At 45.7% G+C, this 26,483-nt stretch carries 27 protein-coding genes and 2 riboswitches; of the genes, 18 read left to right on the top strand and 9 right to left on the bottom strand.

The window, feature by feature from the left end:
* The first annotated feature begins 23 nt into the window (after positions 1–23).
* Positions 24–923: an ABC transporter ATP-binding protein gene (locus CYJ37_RS03560; RefSeq protein ID WP_101547873.1), complete on the top strand. Its 900-nt coding sequence runs from the start codon at positions 24–26 to the stop codon at positions 921–923.
* Complete coding sequence (locus CYJ37_RS03555; RefSeq protein WP_101547872.1) at positions 924–2,525, top strand: ABC transporter permease; 1,602 nt, start codon at positions 924–926, stop codon at positions 2,523–2,525.
* A 225-nt stretch (positions 2,526–2,750) separates the two neighbouring features.
* Here CYJ37_RS03555 and CYJ37_RS03550 read toward each other — a convergent pair whose 3' ends face one another.
* The 6 genes from CYJ37_RS03550 to CYJ37_RS03525 all read right to left on the bottom strand — a co-directional run bounded on the left by CYJ37_RS03550 (position 2,751) and on the right by CYJ37_RS03525 (position 7,340).
* Positions 2,751–2,933 carry a hypothetical protein gene (locus CYJ37_RS03550; protein WP_101547871.1) on the bottom strand — a complete coding sequence of 61 codons (183 nt, stop codon included), beginning with the start codon at positions 2,931–2,933 and terminating at the stop codon, positions 2,751–2,753.
* 92 nt (positions 2,934–3,025) lie between these two features.
* On the bottom strand, positions 3,026–3,538 hold the full coding sequence (locus tag CYJ37_RS03545; RefSeq protein ID WP_257964160.1) for a CBO0543 family protein: 513 nt from the start codon (positions 3,536–3,538) through the stop codon (positions 3,026–3,028).
* Between the two features lie 212 nt (positions 3,539–3,750).
* Positions 3,751–4,074 carry a hypothetical protein gene (locus tag CYJ37_RS03540; RefSeq protein WP_180827233.1) on the bottom strand — a complete coding sequence of 108 codons (324 nt, stop codon included), beginning with the start codon at positions 4,072–4,074 and terminating at the stop codon, positions 3,751–3,753.
* A 60-nt stretch (positions 4,075–4,134) separates the two neighbouring features.
* Positions 4,135–5,412, bottom strand: coding sequence for an ATP-binding protein (locus CYJ37_RS03535; RefSeq protein WP_101547869.1), 1,278 nt, complete (start codon positions 5,410–5,412; stop codon positions 4,135–4,137).
* 587 nt (positions 5,413–5,999) lie between these two features.
* A complete protein-coding gene (locus CYJ37_RS27510; RefSeq protein ID WP_009793569.1) occupies positions 6,000–6,125 on the bottom strand; it encodes a DUF6254 family protein in 126 nt (41 codons plus the stop codon).
* Positions 6,126–6,326: 201 nt separating this feature from the next.
* Positions 6,327–7,340 carry a DUF3231 family protein gene (locus CYJ37_RS03525; RefSeq protein WP_101547867.1) on the bottom strand — a complete coding sequence of 338 codons (1,014 nt, stop codon included), beginning with the start codon at positions 7,338–7,340 and terminating at the stop codon, positions 6,327–6,329.
* Positions 7,341–7,531: 191 nt separating this feature from the next.
* Positions 7,532–7,635, top strand: a riboswitch (SAM riboswitch).
* 77 nt (positions 7,636–7,712) lie between these two features.
* Positions 7,713–7,811: riboswitch (SAM riboswitch) on the top strand.
* A gap of 171 nt (positions 7,812–7,982) precedes the next feature.
* Between CYJ37_RS03525 and CYJ37_RS03520 the strand changes: the two genes are divergently transcribed.
* Positions 7,983–9,605 (top strand): peptide ABC transporter substrate-binding protein, encoded by a 1,623-nt coding sequence (locus CYJ37_RS03520; RefSeq protein ID WP_101547866.1) that lies wholly within the window; start codon positions 7,983–7,985, stop codon positions 9,603–9,605.
* A 62-nt stretch (positions 9,606–9,667) separates the two neighbouring features.
* Here the strand turns inward: CYJ37_RS03520 and CYJ37_RS27020 are convergent, their stop codons facing one another.
* Positions 9,668–9,823, bottom strand: coding sequence for a hypothetical protein (locus CYJ37_RS27020; protein ID WP_009793575.1), 156 nt, complete (start codon positions 9,821–9,823; stop codon positions 9,668–9,670).
* 168 nt (positions 9,824–9,991) lie between these two features.
* A complete protein-coding gene (locus tag CYJ37_RS03510; protein WP_101547864.1) occupies positions 9,992–10,168 on the bottom strand; it encodes a DUF2187 family protein in 177 nt (58 codons plus the stop codon).
* Positions 10,169–10,369: 201 nt separating this feature from the next.
* On the opposite strand from CYJ37_RS03510, the gene CYJ37_RS03505 reads away from it, so the two are divergent.
* Positions 10,370–10,984, top strand: a complete 615-nt coding sequence (locus CYJ37_RS03505) for a TetR/AcrR family transcriptional regulator (RefSeq protein ID WP_101547863.1) — start codon at positions 10,370–10,372, stop codon at positions 10,982–10,984.
* Positions 10,985–11,174: 190 nt separating this feature from the next.
* Here CYJ37_RS03505 and CYJ37_RS03500 read toward each other — a convergent pair whose 3' ends face one another.
* Positions 11,175–11,375 (bottom strand): hypothetical protein, encoded by a 201-nt coding sequence (locus tag CYJ37_RS03500; RefSeq protein WP_180827232.1) that lies wholly within the window; start codon positions 11,373–11,375, stop codon positions 11,175–11,177.
* Between the two features lie 187 nt (positions 11,376–11,562).
* Here CYJ37_RS03500 and CYJ37_RS03495 point away from each other — a divergent pair, with 187 nt between their 5' ends.
* The 14 genes from CYJ37_RS03495 to CYJ37_RS03430 all read left to right on the top strand — a co-directional run bounded on the left by CYJ37_RS03495 (position 11,563) and on the right by CYJ37_RS03430 (position 26,479).
* On the top strand, positions 11,563–12,417 hold the full coding sequence (locus tag CYJ37_RS03495; RefSeq protein ID WP_101547861.1) for a GRP family sugar transporter: 855 nt from the start codon (positions 11,563–11,565) through the stop codon (positions 12,415–12,417).
* Positions 12,418–12,433: 16 nt separating this feature from the next.
* The gene (locus CYJ37_RS03490) at positions 12,434–13,219 is read left to right on the top strand and encodes a glucose-1-dehydrogenase (RefSeq protein WP_101547860.1); all 786 of its coding nucleotides are present in this window, start codon (positions 12,434–12,436) and stop codon (positions 13,217–13,219) included.
* 369 nt (positions 13,220–13,588) lie between these two features.
* Positions 13,589–14,623 (top strand): fatty acid desaturase, encoded by a 1,035-nt coding sequence (locus tag CYJ37_RS03485; RefSeq protein WP_101547859.1) that lies wholly within the window; start codon positions 13,589–13,591, stop codon positions 14,621–14,623.
* 293 nt (positions 14,624–14,916) lie between these two features.
* A complete protein-coding gene (locus tag CYJ37_RS03480) occupies positions 14,917–16,053 on the top strand; it encodes a sensor histidine kinase (protein ID WP_101547858.1) in 1,137 nt (378 codons plus the stop codon).
* On the top strand, positions 16,050–16,646 hold the full coding sequence (locus tag CYJ37_RS03475) for a response regulator transcription factor (RefSeq protein WP_101547857.1): 597 nt from the start codon (positions 16,050–16,052) through the stop codon (positions 16,644–16,646). Before CYJ37_RS03480 ends, CYJ37_RS03475 begins: the two co-directional genes overlap by 4 nt.
* Before the next feature lie 357 nt (positions 16,647–17,003).
* Positions 17,004–17,558 (top strand): sigma-70 family RNA polymerase sigma factor, encoded by a 555-nt coding sequence (locus tag CYJ37_RS03470; protein WP_101547856.1) that lies wholly within the window; start codon positions 17,004–17,006, stop codon positions 17,556–17,558.
* Positions 17,542–18,645, top strand: a complete 1,104-nt coding sequence (locus CYJ37_RS03465; RefSeq protein ID WP_101547855.1) for a hypothetical protein — start codon at positions 17,542–17,544, stop codon at positions 18,643–18,645. Before CYJ37_RS03470 ends, CYJ37_RS03465 begins: the two co-directional genes overlap by 17 nt.
* 15 nt (positions 18,646–18,660) lie before the next feature.
* Positions 18,661–20,748, top strand: coding sequence for a peptidoglycan D,D-transpeptidase FtsI family protein (locus CYJ37_RS03460; RefSeq protein ID WP_101547854.1), 2,088 nt, complete (start codon positions 18,661–18,663; stop codon positions 20,746–20,748).
* Between the two features lie 99 nt (positions 20,749–20,847).
* Positions 20,848–21,348, top strand: coding sequence for a GNAT family N-acetyltransferase (locus tag CYJ37_RS03455; protein ID WP_101547853.1), 501 nt, complete (start codon positions 20,848–20,850; stop codon positions 21,346–21,348).
* 165 nt (positions 21,349–21,513) lie between these two features.
* Positions 21,514–22,440 (top strand): hypothetical protein, encoded by a 927-nt coding sequence (locus tag CYJ37_RS03450; RefSeq protein WP_101547852.1) that lies wholly within the window; start codon positions 21,514–21,516, stop codon positions 22,438–22,440.
* 36 nt (positions 22,441–22,476) lie between these two features.
* A complete protein-coding gene (locus tag CYJ37_RS03445; protein ID WP_101547851.1) occupies positions 22,477–23,136 on the top strand; it encodes a DUF4129 domain-containing protein in 660 nt (219 codons plus the stop codon).
* Positions 23,117–24,244: a DUF4350 domain-containing protein gene (locus CYJ37_RS03440; RefSeq protein ID WP_101547850.1), complete on the top strand. Its 1,128-nt coding sequence runs from the start codon at positions 23,117–23,119 to the stop codon at positions 24,242–24,244. The genes CYJ37_RS03445 and CYJ37_RS03440 overlap by 20 nt, the downstream gene beginning before the upstream one ends.
* Positions 24,241–25,170, top strand: coding sequence for an AAA family ATPase (locus tag CYJ37_RS03435; RefSeq protein ID WP_101547849.1), 930 nt, complete (start codon positions 24,241–24,243; stop codon positions 25,168–25,170). The genes CYJ37_RS03440 and CYJ37_RS03435 overlap by 4 nt, the downstream gene beginning before the upstream one ends.
* 34 nt (positions 25,171–25,204) lie before the next feature.
* Complete coding sequence (locus tag CYJ37_RS03430) at positions 25,205–26,479, top strand: DUF58 domain-containing protein (protein ID WP_101548417.1); 1,275 nt, start codon at positions 25,205–25,207, stop codon at positions 26,477–26,479.
* Positions 26,480–26,483: the final 4 nt, after the last annotated feature.

Below are 26,483 nucleotides of genomic sequence, written 5' to 3'. Positions count from 1 at the left end.
AACAGAAGCAGGGGGGAATGGAAATGGCAATTATAGAAACAAACAGCCTTGTAAAAAGGTTTGGGAAGTTTACAGCCTTGAATGAGATCAATATTGATGTGAATGAGGGGGAAGTTTACGGCTTCATTGGACCGAACGGAGCCGGGAAGTCCACCACGATTAAAATATTGCTTGGTATCCTGAAGGCAACCTCTGGGGAAGCAAGACTGTTTGGAAGGGATGCCTGGAAAGATGCTGTCGATATTCATAAAAAGATTGCCTATGTACCTGGAGATGTCAATTTATGGCCAAATCTTACAGGGGGAGAGGTAATAGACTTATTTGCCAGGCTAAGGGGAGCTCGCGATAAAAAACGGACAAAGGAATTGCTGGAAAAATTCAACCTGGATCCTTCCAAAAAAAGCAGGACCTATTCAAAAGGCAATCGCCAAAAAGTCGCTCTTGTGTCAGCCTTTTCTTCAGACGCAGAGCTGTTTATCCTGGATGAACCGACTTCAGGACTTGACCCATTGATGGAAATCGTCTTTCAGGAATGCGTTATTGAAGCAAAAAATCAGGGGAAAAGCATTCTTTTATCAAGCCATATTCTTTCTGAGGTGGAAAAGCTGTGCGACCGGGTCGGCATCATAAGACAGGGAGAAATCATTGAAACGGGTTCACTTGCCAAGCTCCGCCACCTGACCCGCACACATTTGATTTTTCACACCAGCAATGTCGTACCCGGTCTTGACAGCCTGAAAGGGGTTCATGAACTTAAGGCCGATGGAGGAAGTATTTCACTGAAGGCAGATGCTGAAGAACTCGGTGCAATTCTTCAATATATCAGCCAGTTTGGCATTTCTAAGCTTGAAAGCATGCCGCCGACGTTAGAGGAATTGTTCATGCGCCATTATAAAGCTGCACCGAAGCAGGAGGGGAACTGAATGGTAAAGGGACTATTCAGCAGGACCGGGCTTTTAATCAAATTCCTGCTCAGGAGGGACAGGGTTAGGGCAGCCGTCTGGGTTTTAGCGCTTGCAGGGCTGACCGTAGCGACTGCTTCAGCTTTTACTGATTTATACAAGACAGATGCAGAACGCAAGGCCATTGCAGAAACGATGAAGAATCCGGCTATGACTGCGATGGTAGGACCGGGCTTTGGGCTGGAGAACTATACTGCCGGCCCGATGATGGCCCATCAGATGCTCCTGTTCACAAGCATCGCTGCAGCCATTATGAGCATCCTCCTGATGGCGAGGCATACACGCAATGATGAAGAAGAGGGAAGGATTGAGCTGATCCGTTCATTGCCTGTCGGCAGAATGGCCAATCTTACAGCAGCAGTCCTTGTTTTATTTGCTGTGAATATTGTTTTGGCCATTGTCACCGGTTTAGGACTTTACAGCCTGCAAATCGAGGGGATGGGGCTTGAAGGTTCAATGCTATATGGAGCTGCAATCGGTGCAGCAGGCATCTTTTTTGCAGGAGTCACTGCTTTGTTCGCCCAGCTTTCAGATAATACAAGGGGAACAGCCGGCTTGTCCCTTGCTGTTCTGGGCTTCGCCTACTTGATCCGCGCTATAGGGGATATAAGCGGAGGCAGCCTTTCCTGGTTTTCGCCGCTCGGCTGGGTAGTGTTCACTGAAGTATACGTAAATGACTTTTGGTTCCCTGTCATCCTTACAGTCATAGCGGGCGTCCTGATAACAGCAGCTGCATTTTATTTCAATCTGAAACGCGATATTGATTCCGGGCTTCTGCCATCAAGACCGGGGAAGAAAAATGCCTCTCCGCTGCTATCCAGCCCATTTGCAATGGCTTTCCGGCTGCAGCGGACTGCCATTATTTCATGGGCAGCAGGTATGTTTATTCTTGGGGTTTCCTATGGATCTGTATTTGGAGATCTGGAGTCTTTTTTTACCCAAAATGAATTGCTCAAGAATATGATTGACCCTTCCAGCGGTATATCACTGACAGAGCAATTTATGTCCATGCTGATGTCCGTCATTTCAATGATCACTTGTATCCCGCCGCTGATCTTCTTTTTAAGGCTTAAGAGCGAGGAGAAAAACGGCAGAATCGATATTCTGCTGTCAAAACCAATTTCACACCTGAGGCTGGCGGGAAGCTATTTCTGCCTATCCCTGATTTCTAGCGTAATGATGCAGATTCTTGCTATTTTTGGGCTTTGGCTGGCGGCTGTGTCCGTTATGGAGGATCCGATTCCATATGGAAGGATGCTGGGTGCCGGAGTTGTATATTTGCCTGCTGTCTGGCTGATGGCAGGCGCCGCGGTCTTTCTGCTGGGATACCTCCCAAAGCTGACAGGGCTTATATGGATCATACTTGGCTATTCTTTTGTTATTGTATATTTAGGAAGCTTGCTTCAATTTCCCGAGTGGCTTGAGAAGCTGTCGCCATTTGGATATGTTCCGTCCCTGCCTGCAGAAGAATTTAATTTGGGACCTTTGCTTTTGCTGATAGGTGCAGCTGCTGTTTCGGCGCTTGCGGGTTTTACCGGCTATCGAAACAGGGATCTTGGCTGAAATAGAGTGGAGAAACGGATGGCTAAATAGCGGCCATCCATTTTATTTGTAAAATTATGCCACTGGCAATGTAAATGCTGCGGAGAATGGAAAGGGCTTAAACAGGGAAGAGAGGGATAGGCAGCAGCTATTTGTTTACATAATGATTTTATTATCTATTATTTTTTGGTCAAAAAGCACAAAAAAAAGCCTTCTAATTGAAGGCTGGGGGGAGCAAATAATGTATTAGCGGTAATCATTCAATCCTGTCCCGAAAATATCAAATTCGGGCGCTGTTCCTTTTGTAGAAGGAGGGACGACAGAACTGCTTCCTGTTAGGCTGATAACCATTTTTTTGGGCTCAACTTCACCTGACCGAATGGCGGCTGCATCAGTTTCTGCCTTGAATGGGTTTTCGATCATTGACATCGCTGATTCAACTCCTCCTAAGATTTTCAATACACTTAAATATTACCCGTCTGGACAAGTATGAAACCCTTCTAAGGAAAAAGTTTGGAAAATCATTGCCTGATTTTATTCGTAAACTCTTTCTGCTGATTATGGTCGATCTTTCGAATAATTTCTATGATATACCTGTTCAGGAGCGACTTGATCGTAAGTGAGCCAAATGAATGATATCCCGTCCATCCTTTCTGCCATTTGACAAGTCTTGTTCTGCGCTCAGCCCAAGATTCTATCCGGAACATGATAAAAGTAATGACCATCATTTTAATGAAAAGAAGCGCCCCTTTGTCCCTGCTTGTCATCTGGTTGGCAAGAAGGGAGGCGGTCGGATAAAAAAGGTAGTCGAATAGTATATTGATATCACTCAGCTTTGGCAAAAATCGGACAGGATAGGAAACAAACTTCTTGCTGACAACATATTTATCAATGATTCCATTTGTGTACGCATTGAATAGGAATGCCAGAAGCCAATCTTTGATGGGCGGTTTCCTGAGGGTGACAAAGAGGGTGATGATTGAAATAAGAGAAATGAACCATAATATTTTTCTGTCTGAGGCACTTCGTCTCATCGCTCTTCAATCCCTTCTTTTAATAAAGGCTCTGTTAATGTTTCCTAAGGATGCAGGGCTAAATGGGCCCAAATCAACGGCAATGTTTAACACAGTCAAAATAAATAATAAAAATGGCCTGTTTATAGCATGTTCAGAAGCAGCTTTTTAATGAAGCCGGGTTGGAGAAAAAGTGCGAAAATGCAAAAAAACAGCCTCTGATAAGGCTGTTTCTATTTATTAAGGATTGTTCTGATATCCACTCCTGTCAATTCGCGGGCATCCGCAAAGGAGCGGACACGCTTTGTCGCCCAGTAATCATACAGCCGCGCCAGGCTGTTCCGGTCGTATACCTGATGGGCATATGAGTCATAAAAATAAACAAGCAGGACATTGACGACTTCCTTTGGCAGCTGTCTCCGGCTGTTCAGGGACCTGAGTGCCAGGTTTTCCAGTCCGCGCACTTTTCCTCCTGTAAGCCTTGTGACCATTTCAAGAGGGGTGGCTGTTTGACAAAAAGAGATGAAATTCGGTTCGTATAAATTATTAAGCATCATAAATCTCCCAATTCTGGCTTCTCTTTACTATACACGTTATTATTCAGCAGCATATGTAGCTTATTGGACACACTGTGCAGCTTGTTCTGGAATCAATTGCAGCGGCAGTGTGATAGTGACAGTAGTACCCTTGTCCACTTCGCTTTCATATTCTATCCTTCCATCCATTTCCCTGATGATCTTATTCGTCACCATACTCCCAAGCCCTGTTCCTTTAGACTTTGTTGTGTAAAAAGGAAGGCCTATCTTTCTAAGCTGTTCGTCTGTCATCCCGATTCCATTGTCAGAAACCTTAAGGGACACTATATTTGCGAGCTGATTAGGCTGGATGGTGATTTTAATAAGACCGTCCTTCTCTGTCGATTCAATGGCATTTTTTATTACATTCATGATTGCCTGCTTCAGATGGTGCTCATCACCGCGGACAAAATGATGTCCATCTTCCTCAAATAGTATCGCTGTATTTATATAATTCGCCAGCGGACGGAGCAGGTCTACACTATCCCTGATCACTTTTTCCAAATTCATGACAGTCAGATTGAATTGTTCAGGTTTGGCGATTTTTAAATAATCGGTAATGATTTTGTTGGTTCTGTCCAATTCCTCTAATATGAGAGGGGAAAAGGATTTAACCTGATCATCTGTAGTTTTTTCGCTTAAATACTGGATGAATCCCCTGACGGTGGTAAGCGGATTCCGTATTTCATGGGCAATGGCAGCGGCCATCTGTCCAACCATCGTCAGCTTGTCCAGATATACAACCTCTTCTATCTGCTTATTTGTCTTAATGAGTCTTTCGATAATCAGTATCATACTGCCAAAAGTAATATAAAAGGCTGAAAAATACATAAGATAAAACGATGCATCCAAAAACCTGATATTAAAATAAATGACCAGGATGTATAGGAACGCATAAACAGCAAAAGCTGCAGAACTTACAAGCAATTTATACGAAGTTTCGATGTATTTCTTCCGAAAGGCGAGTCCGATCAGCATGGCTAGGAGAGAAACCACAATGCCGGTCAGCACAAATGGTCCGCCAATCGCCATCCTGATCAGCGAGACGACAAGGACAACGATCAGGCCGGGAATAGGCCCGGCATAGAGCGAAATAATCAGTATAGCGATCATCCGGAAATCAAAGTGTGTTTCACCAAGCGTCTCAATAGGATACAGCATGCAAAAGACTGCTCCCAGAGAGCCGATCAGCCCGTAGGTAAGCTTATGCTTAAAGGAAAGAAGCTCCTTCAGCTGGAATGGAAAAAATAAATTTGCATTAAAGGTAAATGAGAACAGTATCGTCATATTTATTAAAAGCGTTTTTAGCAAAGTAATCAAATGTGATCCCCCAAAAATGACCTATATAAGACAGCGTTGCAAACTGCCATCCTTATTATACTCGCATATCCTTGCCTGCGGGGGAATTGTACAAAATTCCTGTTTTTTTGCAGGAAAAGCATGAGCTTTTTTTGTATATATTTGAGAAAACGCTTAGGGAAGTGGAATCAATGAACAGAATTTCTGCTGTTGAAAGCCAGTACAGGTTAAAAATAGCCAAGGTAGAGGGGCTGACTGACCGGGTTGCACTGCATCCAGCTGATCTTTATGGCTTATTTTTCAAGAGATAAGGAATTGTTCAGCTTGAATGCTGAAATGCTTGTCTGGATTTATGAAAGGCGGGGGGAATGGCAGCAGGTATAGATCAGGTTTCCTGCCGATAGCCAGTTTCAGCACAGGCTATCAAGAGAAAGGGCGTTATTAGCAAGTTTTGGGATTTATTAGCAACTTTTTCAGTTTATTAGCAACTTGAACCAGCAACTTTTCGATTTTACTAGCATCTTTCCCAGTTTATTAGCAACTTTACCGCCAGCAAGGAAATGTAGTGTCTAAATAAAGGCCCGGGACTATGTCCCGGACCCTTTCTCTCAGGAGCGTCCGCCTTTGCCGGGTTCATCAGCCAGCTGATCAAATGATTTAACCTTACCATGCGGATGCTGAGTTTCTTTTCTTTGCCGCCACTGTCTTTCTTCCTGCTTTTTAGACTGTGTCATGAGAGGCCCTCCTCTTAGTGGTATCCTTTTTAGATTTGCCTGATGTCCCTTTTTCAGTCTTAAAACTTTCTCCCAGCTGGAGTCTTGGGTATATTTTGTCCAGGTTCCTTAATTGTTTATCTGCTGTTTTTATCTGTTTGTATTCAGTCATGGAAGGAAACGAAAATAGAACAGCACAAACCCCAGCTTTTAAAGATGGGGTCAGGGGGTTCCTTTTTTGGCTAATGCATCACGGTCTGTCGTTCCGGGAGGCTGCTCCAGCCAGCCGTGCTTGATCATAATGTCTGCTCCGCTTTTAGCATATAGTGCAATCTCAACGGCAAGCCGCTGGTAGCTGGCAGCTACATCAGTACGCTGGCTTGCAACACCTGCTGTAGCATAATTTCCGGACCCGGTTGCACTTAACAGAGACATATGAAACATCATCAGCTTATCGGAAAATATCTGCATCGTTGTATCGTACACGGCTATATTAGGTGAGCCCACGGCCTGTATATTGCTTTCCAGGAGGATCTTCGTAAAAATGCCGACATGCTTTTGGGAAATTTCTTTTCCTCTAAGCATAAATTCCTGAACTTCTTTCAGCCGCGCTGTTTGTGCAAAAGCTGCAGCAATCTGCAGTCCGATGGAATTTGTCTGTATATTCACAGTCAAATGAGAAATTTCCACCGCGTTTAAAGGCCTTTTAGTCGCAAAGGGATTGATGCCGCTTAAATATTTCTTTGTATCCACATAATCCGTTTCATGCGGATAAGAGATATAAGGAGCTCTTATGTAAATCCCTTTTTCAAGCATCAGGTTTGTTGTCTTATTGTAGAGCGAGGCTGTTTCTGCCAATCCTTCGGTATAGAATTTCCTTATATCATTTCTGGCACACATAGCTAGCATGCCGCTGTAAGCAAGCATTCCTGCTTTTGCCATATGATTGATATATGCCAGGCAGAAGGTGTCAGAAAACAGCCTGGGAGCATCCAGATTGACATCGCCGCCGCTGAAGCCATTGGGGACAGCCATTTTTTCCTCCTTGAAAAGAGGTTCCAGGTATTGCAGATGGCTGGTCGAAAGATCAATGGCAAATTGGAGGGCTGTGCTAATTTCAGCTTCTGAGGCATGAGTAATCATATAGCCAAGAACACATTTTGACATGCTGTCATTCATATAAGTGGTCCAGAGCATTGCGATTTCTGCCGATGTAAGGGGTGTTTTCATTTTCATGGTATACTCCTTCAATCAGTATGCAGATAGTGTTTGCATTTGAGTAAGGAATTATAAGGCAGTAAACTGAAAACCCCATAGTATTTAAGTTGCCTAAGAAGATAGAAAAGTTAGACTTTTATCTTTTTTGTTGACGAAATTTTCTAAATTGGTTATTCTTAGTGCACCGAAAAAAATTATATATCTATAATTTCTTATCCAGAGAGACGGAGGGGTATGGCCCGAAGAAGTCTCGGCAGCAGGTTCATTTGAACACTGTGCCAATTCCATCAGGCAGAAGCCTGGCAGATAAGAAGGGATCTTGTTCATACATACTGTCCTCTTCTATCTGCAGAAGGGGATTTTTTATTTCAGCCAGCTAAAATCTTATATCACTTATCCAGAGAGGCGGAGGGACTGGCCCAATGAAGCTTCGGCAGCAGGTCTGTGGACACTGTGCCAATTCCACCGGGTATACCGGAAAGATAAGCGGAGAACAAAGTCCTCTCAGCCTGTCTTTGCTGGGAGGACTTTTAGTAGGTTAAAGAAGTAAAGAACATTTTCGGAATAAGCAAGAGAGGGCGGGGAGATTGCAGTTATAATTCTTAGTATTTTAATGAGTTAAATCGCTTTAAAGCATTGAATTAAAGGAGGAATCATGACATGAAAAAATTATCGCTTGTAACGCTTGCCATCCTGCTGTTTGCCCTTGCTGCACTGACAGGATGCAGCAATGATGAAGCTGCTTCACCAACCGGAGAAAATGATGTTGAACAAGTATTAAATGCCAATCTTGGAGGGGAGCCCTATACTCTTGATCCTGCTTTTGCATCTGATACAACTTCCTTCTGGGTGATCGATAATCTTTATGAAGGCTTGTACCGCTATGATAAAGACGGAAATGCTGTAGAAGGGGCAGCAAGCAAGATTGATGTTTCAGAAGACGGTAAAGTATACACCTTTACAATCAGGGACGGGCAGAAATGGTCCAATGGAGATCCGCTGACAGCAAAGGATTTCGAGTTTGCATGGAAAAGGGTTCTGAATCCCGAAACAGGCGCCTATGATCCATCCAGCTTTTTTTACATAAAAGGGGCTGAAAAATATAACAGGAAAAATGGCGCTGTGGAAGATGTAGGAATTACCGCAGTGGACGACAGTACCCTGAAGGTCGAGCTGAACACACCGATCAAGTTTTTCCCGAAAGTTCTGATGGGCCAGGGCTTCATGCCGGTGAATCAGAAAACAGTCGAAGCAAACGAAAACTGGGCGGCAGGGCCGGAAACAATCGTTACCAATGGCGCTTATACACTCGGGGAATGGGAACACAATAATCTTCTTACCCTGAAAAAGAACAGCAATTACTGGAACAGCGAAGACATTACGATGGACGCCGTAAATTTTAAAATGGTGGCTGATGCCAACACAGAGTATCAGATGTATAAATCCGGCGATATTGATTTGATTAAGAATCTTGCAGCCGATGCGATAGATATGGAAAAGGGAGGCAAGGAGTTTATCAACTCGCCGCAATTCAGTGTCTATACCTATACATTCAATGTAAATGAAGAGCCTTTCAATAACAGTAAAATCCGGAAAGCCTTCAGCATGGCAATCGACCGTGAGGCCATCACAAAAAACATTTCGAAAGGCGGAGAAGAGCCTGCATACGGCTATGTGGGATTTGGTGTAGAAGGGCCGTCTGGAAAGGACTTCCGGGATGAAAAGGATCCTTACTACTCTTTTGATGCTGACGGAGCAAAAAAAATGCTGGCAGAGGGAATGAAGGAAGAAGGCTGGAAGGAGCTTCCTGCTGTCACCCTGAAGTATAATTCAGAAGGCAATCATAAAAAGATTGCTGAAGCTCTGCAGGAGATGTTCAAGGTTAACCTTGGTGTGGAAGTGAAGCTTGAGAACCAGGAATGGAAAACATTCATAGATACTTTCAAGCAGAAAAACTTCCAGGCTGCGCGTATGGGCTGGGTAGGGGACTTCCTGGATCCGTACCCTGTTCTGGATCTATACAGCTCAGGCAGTTCCAGCAACTTTACAAACTGGTCCAATCCTGAATTTGATGAGCTGCTCGACCAGTCGCTGATTGAGCAGGATGAAGCAAAGAGATTTGATCTGCTGCATCAGGCTGAAGCTGTCCTGATGGATGAAATGCCGATCATCCCAATCTACTTTTCTTCTCAAAATGCTGTCGTGAAAGAGTATATGAAAGGAATCCGATTCAGCCCTCTCAACAATCCGGATTTCCGCTATGCTGAAAAAATTTCTGAATAAGTGAATCCGAAAGGAGCCGGCATGCCGGCTCCTTTTACAAACAGCCTTCTTCAGGCTGCAGGTTAAGAGGAAGCGGCGGGCATATTGGAAGCCGGCAGAGCAATGATTTTGCCGCCGATCTGGATATGGACTGTATCTTTGTATATTGCCTTAACAATGCCTTTTAGCAAAACAGGTGAATCTACCGCTAATTTCTTTGAGTCTTTGCTGATTTCCATGCCAGAATCCTCCCAGGTATAAATTTTGATAAATCGGCAGAATGGATAAACATATAATTCAATTCTACCTTTATCGCTGAAATCCTGCGTATTTTTCACACAAAAGCAATTATCCTCAGCAGCTTTCTTCTATTAATATCTTAAGCCGCCATTATACATATCGTGTATTCAGACAATCTTGTAATTTTTATGCGATACGACCGTGATTGGAGTATCAATTTTTAACAGCATTGCATCTTCATCGCTGATCTGGACAAGAACGCTTTCTTCTTTGACCTTCACGACTGTTCCGGTTATGGAAAGATCATGTCTTTTAAATCTGATTGTATCTCCCTCTTTTGCCATCTTCGCGACCCCTTATCGTTAAATTTTTCAACCAGTAAAAACTATGACGTAAGGACTATCCTACTGAAATTAAATTCATTATTGCACCATAAGAAACCACTGTCAATCAATAAGGTGAACTTCAGTTCAGGTTTTTCCATCTCCCGATTTTAGCTCTCTATGATGTTCTTTATATGATATGATGAGTTAGGAGGTGAGCGTATGGCGGATAAAAATGCCGGCCCGTTTCCGGGTGAATTCCCATCCCTGCCTAAACAGGAAAGAGCGCTGCAGAAGCGGAAGGCGCTGCTGGAAAGCGGGCGGCGGCTATTCATAGAAAAAGGCTACGAATTAACAACAGCAAAAGACATAGCAGCCGCAGCCGACGTGGCCACAGGCACCTTTTACCGCTATTTCTCTGATAAACGCCAGCTGCTTATGGCACTGCTGCAGGATAAAATTGATTTTCTAATGGTTCCGGAGCCCGACTGGCTCAGTGAAGACCCGGTTCTACTGCTTGCCCGTCTGCTGGATGAGCACTATAAAAGGCTTGAGGCTGTCGGCATCCATCGTGTTCTGCCTGAACTGCTGCCCAAGGATTCTGAATTGGCCGGTATTTTACAGGAGGCTCGGAGAAATATACATATGCAGATCGTGCAGGGTTTAGAACTGGCGAGGCAAAAAGGATTGACCTGGAAGGACATAGATCTTGACACTGCCGCATGGTCTGCCCTTATCTTGGCAGAAAATGGGCCCGATAAAGAGGAGCACAGCTCTTCGCCGCTCAATACACTGGAAGCAGCCCGCATTATCTGCAGGATGATTTTCCCCCCCTGAGGCAATCAGCCGCAATGTGAAGAATGATGCCGGAAATATGGAATAGAAGGCCCTGGCATTGTGCCGGGCCTTATTTTATTGATGCTGATGTGATGGCAAGCTGTATCATCTCATAATAATATTTTAAACTATAGAGTCTTTCTGACCTGCAAATTATTAACCTTTCCATGCACGCTTCAACTGTATTTTTTTATTTCCTCTCAAGCTGCTTCAGCCCTTTTTTCAGAGCCTCCACAGCCACAATACTGGTACAAACTGATGCAATCTCATTGGCGAAAATGACCTTTGCCCCATAATAGAAGGCCGTACCAAAACCCATTTCCAAAGCAAGGAATTTTCTGATGGAAGACGCTTCTATTACAAAGAAGATAAACCGGCTATCTGCTCTCATTTCGCTCACCTTCCCAGACTGATCTTTTATCATATGCCTGCAAAGATTAGTCCAATTCCCGAATCTTCCTGATGCAAAAATCTTCCTGTTCATGTGCTTTTTAACTCAAGGTTTCAATTCCTGCTCAATCAGGGAAAAGCTAATATCAGCATCTTGATTTTTTTCAGCGAGAAAGGGGACCGCATACATGTCAGGAATTCTACTGGCTGTCATAACAGCAGCGTGCTGGGGCAGCATTATCTTGGTCAGCAATAAACTTGGAGGGGATGACAATAGCCAGACCCTTGGGACGACCATCGGCGCACTTATTTTCGCAGGAGCGGTATTTCTCATTGTCAGACCAGAACTTTCGCCGCTGGTATGGGGAGCCGGGCTTGCTTCGGGGGCACTTTGGTCCCTGGGACAAAAAAATCAGTTTGGGGCCGTGAAATATCTTGGAGTCGCAAAGACTACTCCGCTATCGACCGGCCTTCAGCTTATCGGGACAAGCTTTTTCGGGATTGTTGTTTTCAATGAATGGTCAACAGGGCTTCAGATCACACTCGGGATCATCGCCCTTGTCCTGATCATCGGCGGAGCAGTCATGACTTCCTGGGGACAGAAGGAAGGGAATGACGAATCAAAGAGTTTAAAAAAAGGATTTGTCACCCTGCTCATATCGACTGTCGGTTTTGTCGGATATGTTGTCATCATCAACTGGCTAGAAATCGACGGATGGTCTGCCCTCCTTCCGCAGGCGCTCGGTATGGTCATTGGCGGAACGGCCTTGACAATTAAAAATAAGCCGTTCAATAAATATGCCCTTCGTAATCTAGTGACGGGGCTGATCTGGGCAACCGGAAATCTGACGCTGCTGCTGTCGCTTCCGAAAATCGGGGTGGCGACAAGCTTCTCGCTTTCCCAGACCGGAATTGTCATCTCTACCCTCGGAGGAATTTTCCTTCTCGGCGAGAAAACGTCCAAAAAGCAAACCATCCTTATCATCACAGGATGCCTGCTCATCATTGCAGGCGGCGTGCTGATTGGGTTTACAAAAGGATAAGCAAAGGAGAATGGATATGTATAAAGACCTTGAAGGAAAAACAGTTGTGATAACAGGAGGAAACTCAGGACTTGGCCGGGCAATGGCCGAAAGATTCGGAGCAGAAAAATCGAATGTCGTCATTAATTACCACAGCAGTGATGATAATATTGATGAAATCATTAAGAAGATTGAAAACGCGGGAGGAAAGGCTACCAGCATCCAGGGTGATGTCGGCAGTGAGGAAGATATTAAGCGAATTATTGAACATGCAGTGCATACCTTTGGTTCTCTTGATGTTATGGTCAATAATGCAGGGATTGAAAATGAAGTCCCATCACAGGAACTTTCATTAAACGATTGGAATAAAGTCATCAACACAAACCTGACGGGTCAGTTCCTTGGCTCCAGAGAGGCAATTAATTATATGCTGGAGAACGAAATAAAAGGTTCTATTATCAATATGTCATCCGTGCACCAGCGTATTCCCTGGCCACATTTCGTCCACTATGCTGCCAGCAAGGGCGGCGTAAAGCTGATGACCGAGACACTCGCGCTTGAATTCGCCCCTAAAGGAATACGGGTCAACTGCATTGCACCCGGGGCCATCGACACACCGATCAATGCAGAAAAATTCTCGGATCCTGAACTGGAAAAAGGCGTTCTGGAGCTCATTCCTATGGGGTATATCGGAAAGCCTGAAGAAATCGCAGCCTGTGCCGTCTGGCTGGCATCAAAAGAAGCAAGCTATGTCACCGGGCTCACACTCTTCGCTGACGGAGGAATGACGCAATATCCGGGGTTCCAGGCAGGGAAGGGCTGAAATTAAAATCTTATTACATGTAAAAAGAGGGTACGGAGAGAATTTTCCGTGCTCTTTTTTTAATGGTTTATCTAAGAATTTACTTAAAGATTTTGTAAAAGTTAAATAAACCCTGATGACCTTCGTTTCAAGTACGCTCACTGCGGGAAATTGCTGATGCCCCCGTAAAGCGAAATGCCTGGAATGCAAATCAACAGCCCGGTTATAACTGCATAACCAGGTCGAAAAACTTTTTTGTATTTTGGAGACTAATTAAGGTTCTAAACCCAACCATGACGTTTATCATGTCCATGATATGACATGTATGTCTTACATCACCTCTCTCTATATTACATAATGGAATTAGCAAGTACGAGGAGGATTAACTGTATGGATAAAAAAACGTCAAAACCTGGCAAATTATCGAGGAAAAATATCTCTCCTTACGAAAAAGCAGATACAAAGAGCAGTATCATCCAACTAATAAACACGCTGGTGCCATTCTTTCTCATTTGGTATCTGGCCTATGAAACCATGCAAATATCCTATCTGATCACCTTGATTCTGACTGTTGTGAATGCAGGATTCCTGGTGCGGATCTTCATCATTTTCCATGACTGCTGCCATAACTCTTTTTTCAAAAGCAAGAAGGCGAATGAAGTGCTTGGCCTGATCACTGGAGTGATGACACTCTTTCCTTTCCATCAGTGGAGGCACAGCCATTCTGTCCACCATGCAACCAGCGGCAACCTTAATAAAAGGGGAACCGGTGACATATGGGTCATGACGGTTGATGAATACATGGACGCCAGCTTCTGGCAGCGCATGCAGTATCGGGCTTACCGCAATCCGCTTGTGATGTTCGGCCTCGGACCGATTTATGAGTTCCTCATTGCCCAGCGCTTCAACCGAAAGGAAGCACGGCCTAAGGAAAAAATGAACACTTATGTCACAAACATTCTGATTGTCCTGGTAATTGCGCTTATGTGCTGGCTGGTAGGCTGGAAGGCCTTCCTTCTGATCCAGGGACCGATTTTCTATATTTCCGGTGCGCTTGGCATCTGGCTGTTTTATGTGCAGCACCAATTCGAGGATACTTATTTCGAATACGATAAAGAATGGGAATTTGTCAGGGCAGCTGTTGATGGAAGCTCCTTTTATAAGCTTCCGAAACTCCTGCAGTGGCTGACCGGCAATATCGGCTTCCACCATGTCCATCATCTCAGCCCAAGGGTTCCGAACTATTATCTGGAGGATGCCCATAATAAGGAGCCGTTGCTCAAGAATGTCCAGACGATCACACTATCAACCAGTTTGAAGTCGCTGAAATACCGATTATGGGATGAACAGAGCCGCAGCTTTGTTACTTTCAGGGATATCCATCACCTGCTGAAAGCACAGAAGAAGAAAAGTGTTTCAGTTTAAAAAGCCTATTCAAAGGACGGAGCCCGGAAATCATGGCTCTGTCCTTTTTTGAAAGACTGTTTTCGTATAGATTGTTGCTTTTTGAAAAAATCCAAGAGCCGGATTTTTTCCCTTCATACAAAAACTTTCTCTTTGAAAAAAGAGAGCAGCTCTTTTCCTATCATGATATTTCATGGTAAGCAGGGTGATATCTGTAAATTTTTTTTATTAGAAAACAACAAAGTTTAAGAAAAGACCCTTTTGAAAAGACATTTTTATGTAAAATAGGGATACAAAGATATTGGAGTTGTATAATGAAGAAAAAATTGCTTGTCTTTAACAGCAGCACCGGGATATCCCCATATATTTGGGCGATTTTGACGATACTGCCTTTCTATTTCATTTTCCAGTCTTCATCAACAGCGGAAATCGTTGCCGGCATCATTTTAACTGTCATCTTTTATTTATGTTTCCGGCTGGCATTCCTTTCGAGGGGATGGACAGTCTATATCTGGGCAGTCGTGCTGATCGGGATTTCATCTGCAATGACTACACTATTCGGCTATGTGTATTTTTCGTTTTTCATTGCTTATTTTATCGGCAATATTACTGGAAAGGCCGCTTTTGCCGTTCTTTATATCCTTCACCTGGTCGGCGCTTCTGCAGCGATTAACTATCAATTTGTATTGCAGGATCCTTTATTTCTGAAGCAGATTCCATTCATTATTATCAGCTGGCTCAGTGTCATCCTCCTGCCATTCAGCATCAAGAACCGCAACATGCGGGGCAGGCTGGAGTCGCAGCTGGAAGATGCCAATAAACGGATCTCAGAGCTCGTAAAAATGGAAGAGAGGCAGCGGATAGCCAGGGATCTGCATGATACGCTCGGCCAGAAGCTTTCACTGATCGGCCTTAAGAGTGATCTGGCGGATAAACTCGTCTATAAAGATCCTGAGCAGGCCCGTTCTGAGCTGAAGGATGTACAGCAGACAGCCAGGACCGCCCTGAATGAGGTCAGGAAGATGGTCTCCCAGATGAGGGGGATCCGGCTGAAGGAAGAGGTAGTCCTGATAGAACAAATACTAGACGCGGCAGGAATTTCATTTGTGCTTAAACAGGAGCGGCAGCTTGTCAATGTCTCACTATTTGTGGAAAACATCCTCAGCATGTGCCTGAAGGAGGCAGTGAATAATGTGGTGAAGCACTCCAATGCCAGTGAAGTCATCGTGGAAATCACGCAGGCCGATGACGAAACCGCAGTCACAGTGAGGGACAATGGCGTAGGAATGGACCCTGACCGGGACATTGGCAAAGGAAGCGGCCTGCTCGGAATAAGGGAGCGTGCTGAATTTGTCAATGGCACCATGGAGGTGTACCAGGACGAGGGAACTACACTGATTGTCCGGGTGCCGAATGTTGTGAAAATTAAACAAAAGGAGGAGCTGCAATGATACGGATCGTCATAGCAGAAGATCAGCGTATGATGCTCGGTGCACTTGGTTCGCTGCTGAGCCTTGAAGATGATATGGAGGTTGTCGGCAAGGCGGGAAACGGCGCCGAAGCTGTATCCCTTGTTCATAAACATAAGCCGGATGTCTGCATCATGGATATTGAGATGCCGCTGAAGACCGGCCTTGAGGCAGCAGAAGAGCTGAAGGGCATATGCAAGGTCATTATTCTGACGACCTTCGCCAGAACAGGCTATTTCCAGTCAGCCATCAAAGCCGGCGTGAGCGGCTACCTGCTGAAAGACAGCCCGAGCGAAGAGCTGGCAGGCAGCATCCGCAGTGTCATGGCAGGCCGCCGCATTTACGCTCCTGAGCTGATGGACGATATGTATGCCGAAGAAAATCCGCTGACCGAAAGGGAAAAAGCAGTGCTTGAACTGGTCGCAGACGGCAAGAACACAAACGAAATTGCAGCAGAGCTGTCCATTAAAACCGGGACAGTGCGGAATTATGTGTCCGCAATCATGGAGAAACTTGAAGTACAGAATCGAATTGAAGCCATCACACGTTCCCGTGAAAAGGGCTGGTTTAAATAATGAGAAGAGCTGGATGGATTCCGGCTCTTTTTTTTGTGTATTGGTAATATTTGCTAAATGGAAAAATTATCTCTGATTCTGGGTTGAATAAAAGGAATTCTAGGTAGAATCCTTCACATTCCAGGTATAAAAACTAAAAATTCAGGCATAAAAACTAAATTTCTATGTAGAATCCCTCCTTCACCACAATAAGGATATGTCTCATCACATCCAAATTAAGGCAGTAATCCCCAATTCGGCAGAGTTCAGCCAGAAATTATATGATCTTCAGAAAAATTTCCCTGTTTTTTGACCCTTTTTACATCTGTGTTGCGTCTATATAACAAACGGCTTTTTGAGCAGCTAGGAGGGGAGCGATTGAACCCTGACAGAGACAAAGATTGGCAGAAGCTTGCAAAGGAAGAAGCCATAGAATATGCCATGGATTTGTATGGCGAGAAATTGAAGCGGTTTATTTATACATATACGAAAAGCTGGTCACAGACCGAAGATGTGCTACAGGAAGTGTTCCTGAGTGTTTATATGAATCTGGAAAACTTTAAAGGTGAATCGTCTTTTAAGACATGGATTTACAGGATTGCCGCAAATAAATGCAAAGATCATCTAAGAAGCTGGCATTACCTCCATCTCCAGCTTACTGACAAACTATTCTGGTTTGACAGAAGGGAGAAATCGGCTGAGGATGAGCTGGTTGAAAAAGATGGACAGGAACGCCTGATGGAAAATATTTTGGGGCTGCCGGTCAAATACAGGGAGAGCATCCTTCTGTACTATGTGAAGGAATTTTCAATGCCTGAGATTGCCGAGATTCTGGATCTTCATATTGAAACGGTTAAAACGAGGATCAGAAGGGGCCGGGATAAGTTGAAAGTCTTTTATTCTGAAGAAGAAGGGAATGAATTCAGTGGATGACAGGCTGGAAGATTTGAAGCGGCAATTTGATTCCTATATTTCTAATGACCCGGTTTTTACAGAGAAAGATAAAAGGCTGATCAGGCAAAAGATTGCGGCAGCGAAGGAAAAGAAAGCGGCACGTTACTCAACCTTTATCCCCAGGGCTGCCGCATGGCTCACAGCAGGTGTATTTTTTCTGTCTGCGGGCGGCTTTGCCGGATATCAGCTGGGCCTCCTTCAGACAGAAGGACAGAGTTTAAAACAGCAGGAAACAGTTAAAGAAATCGTCCCAATCGACGATGGACGAAACATTTTTGACCCTGAGGAAGCTGTGGCGGGCGATATGGTTGCGGGAATGGGTTTATCGCAGCTTGAGAGTGAAGGCAGGCATGGAGCTTTCCAGACAGTGTATGCAGAATTCACGGGAGAAAAGCTTATAAGCGGTACGGTCCAAGGGTTCGGCAGCTCTGGCGGTTTCCTTGAAGGACAATTCTACTTTAAGCCTGATGCAGGTTCTGCCGCTTTACTGCCGCGTTTTAAGGGAGACACAAGGGAAAGCTGGATCACTTTTGAAAATCAGGAAGAATTCTTGAATAATATAAAAACGGCTGCAGAAGAAGGCGGAAAGATGCAAGTCGTCATAGACACCTATACCATCCGCTTTGCCCCATCGGATTCAAACAATACTGCGAGGATAAAATCAATTGTAAAGAATTCACCGGTAATTTCCATAAAACAGGAAGGGGACACGGCTGTTCCTATGGAAAAAGGTAAAGGGAAGGCTTCCATTTCAATGGACAGTACACAGAGATTCACCGGCGGAATTTCGCTTGAAAATCTCAATCCCGGCCGCCGGTATACGATTACACTGAAGTCTTCCGCAAGTGCTGGCGTTGTGTTCGGACCGGCTGAAAATATTGAAATAGCGGAAGGGTCGATTGAGGACGAAATTTATTTCATCCCTTCTGCTGACGGGAGGCTTGAAGTGTCGATGGCTAACCCAGTCCGCATCCTTGAAGGCGGGAGTGAGTTCTTTTTGATTGTACAGGCAGAGGGCGATATGGCTGACATGTCTGTATCCAGGCCTTTTCAATTCAAAAAATAAAAGGGGGTCTTAAAAGTGGAAGTGGAAAAAGAGAAAAAAAAGTTAAAAAATAAGCTGCCATTCCGGCTCAACCTGCTTTTTTTCTTTGTTTTCGTATGCTTCAGCCTGCTGATTGTGCGGCTGGGCGTGGTCCAGATTGTCAAAGGTGAGGATTTCGTGAACGAGCTGAACCGGACCGAAAACCTCGTCATAAAAGAATCTGTTCCAAGGGGGAAAATTTTTGACAGGGATGGCCGGCTTATTGTCGACAATGTCGGGCAGAATGCCATTTCCTATATTAAGGACCAGAACACGAAGCAAGAGGATATCAAGGATGTTGCAGCAGAGCTTGCCAAATATATTGAAATAAGCACAGATAAGCTGACAGAAAGAGATCTGAAGGATTTCTGGATCCTGACACATGAAGAAGAGGCAAAGGCACTGCTGACAGAGGAAGAGCTGGAAAATGAAAAGCTGACATTTAAAGACCTTTATAAGCTTCAGCTCAAGAGAATTACTCCGGAAAAGCATCTTGCGGAAATGACGCCTCAGGATAAAAAGGTGGCCGCTATCTTCAGGGAAATGGCAAAAGGCTATGCGCTCACACCGCAGATCGTCAAAAATGAAAATGTAACCAGTAAAGAAGCCGCTCTTGTGAGTGAGCATCTTCAGGACATGCCGGGTGTCGATGTTTTCACGGACTGGAAGCGTGAATATCCGAACGGCGATACATTCCGCTCGATCCTTGGGAATATCAGTTCAAGCGATGAAGGCCTTCCTCAGGATCGGCTGGAATATTTCACTTCGCGCGGCTACAGTCTGAATGACCGGGTCGGGAAAAGCCAGATCGAATATCAGTATGAAGATGTGCTAGCTGGTGAAAAAACGAAAACAGAATACAAAGTGGACAAAAGCGGCAAAGTGAAAGAAGCAGAGGTGATTTCTCCCGGAAAAAGCGGCAAGGATCTGATTCTGACCATTGATCTTGAGCTGCAGGAGAAGGTGGAGGAAGTCATCGAACGTGAGCTGAAAGCTGCTAAAGCAAGCGGCGGCGGCAGATTTCTCGACAGTGCCTTCGTTGTCATGACCAATCCAAGGACAGGTGAAGTCCTGGCCATATCAGGAAAGAAACTTAAATACGAAAATGGCGGCTATAAGGTGGATGACTATGCACTTGGGGCTTTCACTTCATCGTATGAAGTCGGGTCCGCCGTCAAGGGGGCAACTGTCCTTGCCGGCTATGAAATGGGCGTCCTGCAGCTCGGAACCAGATTTAAGGATGAGCCTCTTAATCTGTATGAAACTCCAGTGAAAAAATCATACAGCCTATCGCTCGGTTCGCCGAATGATATTGAGGCACTGAAGAAATCATCGAACGTTTATATGTTTAAAACGGCGATCCGGGCGCTAGGCAAGGAATATACCCCCGGGATGAAGCTGCCGTATGATCCGGGAGCATTTGAAAAGTTCCGCTATTATTTCAATCAGTTCGGCCTTGGTGTCAAGACGGGGATCGACCTTCCGAACGAATCCAGCGGCCTGCCGGGCACCGATTACAGGCCCGGGCTTCTGCTCGACTTGTCAATCGGACAGTATGATACGTATACAGCCCTTCAGCTCGCACAATATATATCGACGATTGCCAATGACGGCAACCGCATGAAGCTCCAGCTTGTCAGGGAAATCAGGGAACCATCACCGGCAAAAGAGCTGGGCCCTGTCTATAAGGGCTTCGAGCCGATTACACTGAACCGCATCGATATGAGTGAGCGGGAAATCCAGCAGGTTCAGGCCGGCTTCAAGAAGGTATTCCAGGAACAGGGCGGGACTGCAGCAAGCTATTTCAGCGGGAGCCCTTACCGGGAGTATGACCTGGCAGGAAAGACCGGCACAGCACAGTCGTTTTATTATAGTATGGAAGAGAAAAAGCTATACAAAGACACACCAACCTATAATCTCACACTGGCGGGATATTCGCCTTCAAGTGATCCTGAGGTTGCCTTCTCGATCGTTGTGCCTTATGTGTCTTCTGATAAAAACAGCATCAATAAAAAAATCGGCCAGGGCATTATGAAGGCTTATTATGACTTGAAAAAAGGAAAAATAGCTGAGGACACCGAATAAAATGGAAAAGGCGAAAGTAAGGGGCCATGAATGGGCCCCTTTTTCCATGGCTGAAATGATCACGTGCGATCTGAAAATTAACTTAGAGGGGGATTTTAAATGAAAATCAGTGAGTTTAAGAGCTTAGGGGAAAAAGAACTGAAACAGCTGTCCGTGCTGCTGGCTGATGCAGTCAACAGCGGAGCGTCGATTGGATTTTTGCCGCCGATGGATGAAGCAGCCGCATATTCCTACTGGAAGGAACTGCAGCTGAATGATACTGCCCTACTGATAGCAGAAGAGAAAGGAACGATAGCTGGGGCTGTCCAGCTTCAATTTTGCACAAAAGAAAACGGCAGCCACCGTGCTGAAATAGGCAAGCTGATGACACATACAAACTTCCGCCGCAAAGGGATAGGCCGCCGGCTGATGGTGTCTGCAGAGAAAAGGGCAGAGGAAGGCGGGATTTCCCTAATAGTGCTCGATACAAGGGAGGGAGATCCTTCCAACCTGCTTTATCGTTCCCTGGGTTATACAGTATCAGGAATGATTCCCTGCTATGCCCGCTCGGAAGACGGCACCCTCCACACAACCGTCTTCTATCACAAACTCCTATCATAATATCCTGCTATATTGGGAAACTGCCAGGTTTTACGCTTTTACTCCCCGCTGCTGGAAGAAAAATGTTAAAATACAATAGATTGACAAATTTTTCATCCGGGAGACGCATCACTGAAATTCGGATATTTATCCGTGGCGCTCTCCATTCATTTAGGAGGCTGAAATATGAATTCACAATTAAACAAGCCAAAAGGCATCGGCCAGATCCTTGACCTTACCTTCAGCCTGGCCAGGAACAGATTTGGTTCCTTTACGGCCATCTTTCTCATTCTGGTAGGGCCGGTTTATCTTCTCCAGGCACTGTTCAGCCTGGCCGCGGGACAGAGCTTTTTCAGGGACATTAATTCCGGGGGAACGTGGTTTGAACAAATTGCTTCAAGCTTTGAAACAGGAACCGCTGGAGCAGATGTTTACGCACCGGGTTCGCTTTTTGCCGATCTTGGACTGGTTTTTGCCGGCCTGCTGTCAGCTTTGATGATCCCTGTGGCCGGGGCGGCTGTCCTTATAGCGGTAGACCAGGTGAGAAAAGGTAAGGAGTTTACCACGGGAATGGTGATCAAGAAGGCTTTCAGGCGTTTTTGGCCAATTCTGGGAACAAGCATCCTTTTTAGCATAATCACCTTCGCCATCATTATCCTGCCGATTATATTCGTATCAATCACTGGTATATTCGGGTCCATGGTCCATCCTGTAATCGGCATCATTTTTGCCGGGCTGTTTTTACTCGCTTTTGCCGTTGGAGTAGGCTACCTCCTGACAAGGTGGAGCTTTTACTTTGGATATACCGTTCTGGAAAAGAAAGCGCCGGGTTTCTCAGAAAGCTGGACATTGACCCAGGGGCGCTCCTGGCATATGCTCCTTATTTATGCCCTGCTGTTTTTGATCATCGGGATAGTATCTTTTGCGATCGAGATGACGGCCGGCCTGCTCCTTGGAGGCAGCGTCCTGTTCGATATCATCCTGAACCTGGCAACCCTTGTCACAACATGTTTGTATTATGTCGGGTTTTCTGTCATGTATTTTGACCTGAAAGGAAGGCAGGGCGGCGATGACCTTAACAGCATGATAGAGGACTACAGCCGGGTGCAGTAGCATGAGTGTTGAGACTATCGGCAAGAGGTGCAGACGATGAAGGATGCAAAGCAAGCAAGAAAAGAACTATCTGAGATATTGGAAGACAGGGAATATACCGTCTACCAGAATCAGGAGGAAAGCTTTCTTGAGAAGCTGAGGGAAAAATTCTTCACGTGGCTTGAAGGGCTGTTCCCGCAAATAGAATTTTCGAGCGGCTCTTCAGGCGCCTTTCCTTTCATCATGATTCTCGCGGGAGTCCTATTCATTGGTATAGTCGTGTTTGCGGCTGCAAGGGCTGCCAAAAGGCAAAAGTTCCTGCAGGAGCATCAGCCTCTCGACACGGCCTCTGAAATCAGCTGGTCCTATAAGAAGCATCTTGAGGAAGCCGGAAAACATGAGGAAGCCGGGGATCTGACAAAGGGAGCACGGCACATATTCCTTGCCCTTTTGCTATGGTTCAATGAACATGGGTGGCTGAAGGCAAAAATATGGAAAACGAATTGGGATTATTATGAGGAACTCAAAAAAACAGACAGCAAAACGGCTGAGATTTTCTTTTCCCTGTCAGCGCTTTTCGACAGGGCTGCCTACGGGGGGCAAAGCATAAAGCCGAGTGAGTTCCAGCAATACAAGAAAGAAGCATTGAGGCTTATGGACAATAGTGCGAACCTGCAGGAAGGGAGGGAATCGGAAATTGCGGAATCAGCTGATTAAGAAGGCTTTTTACTGGTTATTTCCGCTGCTGCTGTTTATTATGGCCAGCTACTTCCTGGCGGGAGACGCGCCTGCCGGCTATCCTCCCTATCTTGCCAAATCCCCTTCGCCGACAGGCATTAAGGGACTGTATACATATTTGGAGCAAAACAGCTCCAGCATCAGAAAATGGAGCAGGGATCCTGATCTGCTTCCACACCCTGAAGAGCCCATCCTTCTGGTCATGGCAGAGCCGCGTTCTGTCCCTGACCGGGAGGAGATGGCCGCTTATAAGAGATTCCTGGAGAATGGCCATACCATTCTATTATTCAAGGAAAATCCTGCGCCGATGTTTGGGATAAAAACAGAGCAATTTGCCGCTGAGGCGGAGAGCGCCGTAAAGGTTGCAGATAAGGATGGCGGGATGCACAGTGCTGCCATATACTCTCCGTTCAGGATCACAGAAGAGCCTGAAGATGAAATTTTGCTTTCCGATGAACTGGGAACGCTGGCAGTCAAAAGGGCAATTGGCAAAGGAAGCCTGATTGCCGTCAATTCCCCTACCTGGCTCACAAATGGAATGATTCTGGAAGAAAACCATTTAGAGCTCATCCTGGCGTTAATGGACGAAGCAGGTGCACAGGATATATTCATAGATGAATTTTTGCATGGGCAGGAATCCGCTTCCGGGGCTGGGGCTTATCCGCAATGGTTCCTCGTTATTCTTGTACAGGGCGCCCTGCTCGCATTTTTATGGATTTTTTATAAAGGCAAAAGGTTTGGCCCTGTCGACTGGCCGAGAGAGGAAACTGTCCGTTTTACCGATGAAAAGATTGCTGCTTTGTCTGCCTGGCACATAAGGGGGCGGCGCTACCAGGACTCGCTCAGGATCCAGGCGGAGTATACGAAAGAACTGCTGCAGGAAAAATGGGGCATCCCTTCAAGCCGCAGCTGGGAGGAAGCCGGGGAATCCATCCTGGCCAAAGCGTCTACCTTGACTGAAGTAGAGGTAAAGTCACTCACTGAAGGTATATCTTCTGTATTAAAAGAAGAGAAATTGCATAAAAAAGATTATTTGCGCTGGTCTGTACAACTGGATGATTTAAGGAAAGAGGTGGAGAAAAGATGAAACAAGATACATCATCACTGCTGCAGCAGTATGAGGAACGGATAAAAGGACAGGGACTGAATCTGAGGCTGCTGTTTGCCGCTATCCTCTCCGGGGGACATGTATTGATCGAAGGGGTGCCGGGCACCGGGAAGACCCAGATGGTCAAGACGCTGGCCGGGCTTCTCGGCGGTGAGTTCAGCCGGATACAGTTCACACCGGACCTGCTCCCGAGCGATATAACCGGAAGCATGATTTATAACATGAAGGAAAGCTCCTTCCAAACGCTGAAAGGGCCGATTTTTACGAATGTCCTGCTCGCAGATGAAATCAACAGGACACCTGCGAAGACACAGGCTGCGCTTTTAGAAGCGATGGAAGAAAAGCAAGTTACTATCCAGGGGGAAACCTATCAGCTCCCAGAAGCATTTTTTGTTGCGGCAACCCAGAATCCGATAGAATTCGAAGGGACATATCCCTTGCCTGAGGCACAGCAGGACCGTTTCCTTTTCAAACTGATCATAGGCTTTCCTGAATTTGATGAGGAAAAGCTTGTGCTTCAGTCTGTGCTGGAAGGACGGATGGAAGCCGGATCAATCATGCAGGCACTTTCACCCGATGACTTTATGTCCATACGGAAAAAAATTGAGAGCGTGGCTTTAAGCAATGATATCCTCGATTATATCATGAGGATTGTCAGGAAGACGCGGGAGGCAGAGTCCATCAGATTCGGCGCCAGTACAAGGGCGGCCATCTCCATCGGAAAAGCCGGCAGAGCATGGGCCTATCTGGCTGGCCGCGATTATGTAACCCCTGATGACATCAAGATGGTTTCCAAGCCGGCATTAAGGCATAGGATCCAATTATCCCCAAATGCAGAACTGGAGGGAAGGACTGTTGACCAGACAATCGATGAGCTTGTGGGATCGGTTCCTGTTCCGAGATAGAGGCATACTGCCTGGAAAACGGCTCCTCAACGGCATGCTAATTCTCTCTCTGTCCCTGTTGGCGGCAGCATTCTGGGGAGTGCCGTGGAAGCTGGCAGCAGGACTCAATATCGGTTTTCTGCTGCTTTCCTTTGCTGATCTGGCTCTATTGCCTAAGAGTTCACAGATCATGCTGAAACGGAGTGTCCCGGAAGAAATGGAAAGAGGGGTTCCTGCTGAAATTGGCATTGAAATAGAAAATCACTCCCAGCAGCCTTTAACGTTTCAGATCATTGATGATCTTTCTGACTCCTTTGCCAGGCCTTTTCCGCTTAAACGCAAGCTTGCAGGAAACACGAGGGGCACTGTGCAATACGTAACCAAGGCTGGTACAAGGGGGCATTATAAGCTGAACAGGATCTATATCCGCTGCAGCAGCTTCCTCGGCCTATGGGAGAAGCAGATGGTGAAAGAGGCGGAAAGCCAAGTCAAAGTGATTCCTGATTTGACCGAAACCCGTCGCTATCTTGAAAATGCGCAATCCTATTTGCTGTATGAAGGAGAAAAGATCAGGAGACAGCAGAGTGGAGCCGGGGAATTTTCAAAGATCCGGGCATACACAGCAGGCGATGATCCCCGGAAAATCAATTGGAGGCAGACAGCCAAGCTCCAGGAGGTCATGGCCAATGTCCATGAGCCTGAGCACGGAAAATATATCACCATTATGATTGACTGCGGCAGGATCATGGCTGCAGAGCTGGAAACTGGCAACAGGCTTGAAAAGGCGCTGGAAGCTGCGATGACTACGGCAGCGGCTGCGCTTAAAAACGGTGATTATGTTTCCATCCTCGCTTTTTCCAAAGACATTAAATCTTATGTCCCGCCTGCAAAAGGGATGCAGCACTTAAACTTCATCCTGAAAGCTTTGTATTCGATACAGGCGGATGCTGCTGAATCCAACTATAGCGGAGCCTTTCAATATTTGCAGACTGTCCAGAATAAAAAGAGCTTATTGCTTCTCTTTACTGACGTAAAGACTTTCATTCTGGAGGAAAGTGCACTTGTTTATCTAAAAAGGATCAGGCATCGGCACCTGTTCTTTATGCTGGGAATAGAAGACAATATCCTGGCCGCACGTGCTAAAGCGCGGCCGGAGGATATAAAAAGCGCCATGCTGAAAAGCATGGCGCAGCAGCAGTTCCTTACGGCTAAGCGGGAAAAGCTGAGATGGGAAAAGCAGGGTCTGCAAATGGCGGAAGCACCGGAAGGAAGGCTTGCAGCAGCAGCAGTATCCCATTATATCAGTGTGATGAACCGGGGGCTTCTTTAGTGTT

Origin of the sequence: Bacillus sp. UMB0728 (genome assembly GCF_002858875.1) — a bacterium.
Taxonomy (GTDB): Bacteria; Bacillota; Bacilli; order Bacillales; family Cytobacillaceae; genus Bacillus_AB; species Bacillus_AB infantis.
This window is presented reverse-complemented; position numbering and strand designations above follow the sequence as displayed.